The organism is Paenibacillus macerans (assembly GCF_050565405.1).
GTDB classification, from domain to species: domain Bacteria; phylum Bacillota; class Bacilli; order Paenibacillales; family Paenibacillaceae; genus Fontibacillus; species Fontibacillus macerans_B.
Map to the genome: position 1 here is coordinate 1 of NZ_JBNYYG010000113.1, position 3,101 is coordinate 3,101.

The 3,101-nt window shown below is 55.4% G+C and carries 3 protein-coding genes; 1 reads left to right on the plus strand and 2 read right to left on the minus strand.

Annotated elements, in window-relative coordinates:
• Positions 1-155: 155 nt before the first annotated feature.
• Positions 156-923, minus strand: coding sequence for a class I SAM-dependent methyltransferase (locus ACQ4N8_RS28000; protein ID WP_430707650.1), 768 nt, complete (start codon positions 921-923; stop codon positions 156-158).
• Positions 920-1,837: an NAD(P)/FAD-dependent oxidoreductase gene (locus ACQ4N8_RS28005; RefSeq protein ID WP_430707651.1), complete on the minus strand. Its 918-nt coding sequence runs from the start codon at positions 1,835-1,837 to the stop codon at positions 920-922. The genes ACQ4N8_RS28000 and ACQ4N8_RS28005 overlap by 4 nt, the downstream gene beginning before the upstream one ends.
• 379 nt (positions 1,838-2,216) lie before the next feature.
• Here ACQ4N8_RS28005 and upp point away from each other — a divergent pair, with 379 nt between their 5' ends.
• Positions 2,217-2,846, plus strand: coding sequence for a uracil phosphoribosyltransferase (gene upp / locus ACQ4N8_RS28010; protein WP_430707652.1), 630 nt, complete (start codon positions 2,217-2,219; stop codon positions 2,844-2,846).
• The last annotated feature ends 255 nt before the right edge of the window (positions 2,847-3,101 follow it).

Below are 3,101 nucleotides of genomic sequence, written 5' to 3' on the forward strand. Positions count from 1 at the left end.
CAAACGGGATAATTGTGCAAAGCTTCCGGACAGCGAGTGTTAACCTAACGCCAAAGGTTGCCGGCTTAACTGTCAAACATTAATGAAACGCTAGTGGCAAATAAGGGAGATTTATGTCCTTATTTATGCTTCAGGTGGATCAAAACGCGACCTGCTTAATCCCAATGCGCTTGCTTGATCGCCATGATGCGCAGTCGGCTGGTGTCGGCGAACCACTGTCCTTCCCGGTACAGGGCGGGTTTGACCATAGTCTCGATGGCATCGTAGATCGCTGCTTTTTCCGCGGAAGGGACGTCCGGGAAAAAGTAATCGGCGAAACTGTCCAACCAGTTCCGTACCCCCGCCTTTAGCGGAGAAGGGACGTCGAAGTGCTGGGCGAACACGACGCGGAAGCCGGTCCGCTCCAGCAGGGCGGCGTATTCGCCGATGCTGGGCAAGTACCACGGACTTCTTCCCGCCCCCGCGTAACCGTGCGTTTTGAGGACCTGCTCAATGGCCCGGGTCAGCGAGGCTACATTGCCTTTCCCGGCGAATTCGGCCACGAATCGGCCGCCTTCCCGAAGGGCGAGCCAGACGGAGCGGGCGGCGGCGGGAGGATCTTTAACCCAGTGCATCGCCGCATGGGAAAACACGGCGTCAAAGCTTGCGTCGGTTCGGTAGCGGCAAACGTCTTCCGCCAGGATATTCAATTCGAGATGCTTCTGTTTCGCCCGAAGGATCATCTCCTCCGACAGGTCGATCCCGGTGGGGACCGCTCCGGCGGCCGAGATTTGAGCCGTCAGGTCCGCGGTTCCGCAGCCGACGTCAAGAATCCGCTCCCCCGGCTTCGGTTGAAGTAAGGACAGGATTTCGGCGCCCAGCTTGGCGTTTGCGCTTTGGTGTTCATGATCCGCGTTCCTGGTTTTGCCGATTTCCGGGTTCATCCGTTTCTCCTCCAAGCTTCCAGATTCAACTCGTTGTTCATGGCCGCTGCGGCGAGTGCGCCCATGGCGGCGGCGGCAATGGCTTGATACATTCGCGATGCCGCGTCTCCGGCGCTATAAACGCCCGGAACATCCGTTTTCCCGAATTCGTCGACGATGACCGTGCCCGCCTCGTTAACGCGGCAGCCGAGGGCTTGCGGCAGCTCCGACCCCGTAACCAGCTCCGGTTTGAAAAAAATCCCCCGGCACGGAATAGCCGTACCGTCTTCAAGAACCACCTGCCGCACCATCCCGTCGTCCGAATCGATGGAACGGATCGGCGAGTCATAGATGGGAACCCCGTGCCGCCGAAGTTCTTCGCGTTCCGCGTCCGCCAGTTCGTCGGGGCCATTCGTGCAAAACGTGAAACGATTCGTCCATCCGGAAATCAACGGGGCGAAATGCACAGCGTCAGCTCCCTTGTTGATGATGACAAGGGGCTCGTCGCGCAATTCCCACCCATCGCAGTAGGGACAAACGAAGGCGCTTTTCCCGTACACCTCGGGGAGTCCCGGAATGTTCAGCGGCCGATCCTTCATGCCAACGGCAAACAGCAGCTTCCTGCTTCGAAAGGTTTGCCCTTGCTCGGTTGCGATATGGAAATCGCCGTCCTTCCCATGAATCGACACGGCCGTATCCGCCGCAAAAGAGACGGACGGATAGTTGCCGATCTGTTCCATGGCAATCCGCCGGAATTCGCCCGGTTTTATGCCGTCGCGCGTCAGAAACCCGTGGGCTTCTCGGGTCACGGCGTTGCGGGGCCGGCCTTCATCGATCACCACGACCTTCTTTCTGGCCCTTCCCAGCACGAGGGCCGCATTCAGGCCTGCCGGGCCTCCGCCAATGATCACTGCATCGAGAAGTTGATTTCCCATTTCGCAAAACACCTCCATTGATCTATAGTATCCGCAATCAAGTATTAGAAGCCGATCGCTTTCTTGCGCAGCGGTCAGCCAGAGAGGGAGCAGCTTAAACCGGGTGAATCGTATGCTCCCGCAATCAATTACGGACTTTGCGTATCTATAATATGCGTTATACGTGAGGCTGTCAAGCGACACGGCATGAGGCCGGATGTTCTTTTCAAGCGGTTTGCTTCATATATAAGCGGTTTCTTTATGACGTCTTTGCAACATGTTGCGGCAAGGGTGAAAATGCGAACTTGGAGTGATATAATAGACAAGATTTGTGGATCGAACGAAGAATGGGAACGAGTTGGCAAGTAAAGACTTAGCAATAAAAGCGGAGGGACAAACTATGGCAAAATTGGTGATATGCGATCACCCCTTGATTCAACACAAACTGACTTTTATCCGTGATATGCGGACGAACACGAAGGATTTTCGCGAGCTGGTAGACGAAGTGGCGACTTTGATGGCTTATGAAATCACGCGGGACATCCCGCTTGAATCGATCAAAGTGCAAACGCCGGTCGCCGAGGCCGAGTCGAAAGTCATTTCCGGACGGATGCTGGGACTGATCCCGATTCTGCGCGCCGGTTTGGGGATGCTGGACGGGGTATTGAAGCTGCTCCCGGCCGCGAAGGTTGGTCATGTGGGGTTGTTCCGGGACCCGGAAACGCTGCAGCCGGTGGAATACTACATTAAGCTGCCGACCGACGTACAGGAACGCGAATTGATCGTCATCGATCCAATGTTGGCCACGGGAGGATCCGCCATCGCCGCGATCACGGCCTTGAAGAAACGCGGCTGCACCCAGATCAAGATGATGAATCTGATCGCCGCGCCGGAAGGCGTCAAGGCGGTGCACGACGTGCATCCCGACGTGGACATCTACGTGGCGGCTTTGGACGACCATCTGAACGACCACGGCTACATCATCCCAGGTTTGGGCGATGCCGGCGACCGTCTGTACGGAACTAAGTAAAAGTGGGGTTTGACCGCAAAATCGGTTACTCAGAGGAGGATCCCCGATAATTGCTGCAAAAGTGCAGTTATTTTCCCGGGATTAGGCTGAATCTCGGGAATTCCTGCAAAACTGTAGTTATTTTAGATAAAAAGTGCTAATTATCCGAATACCCGCTAAAATACCTGCATTTTCCTCTAGGCCCCCTAAATAAACTGGAGTCCTCTCCTACAAGGATTTACAATGGAAATAAGGGAGAGGATTAAGTTATGGGAA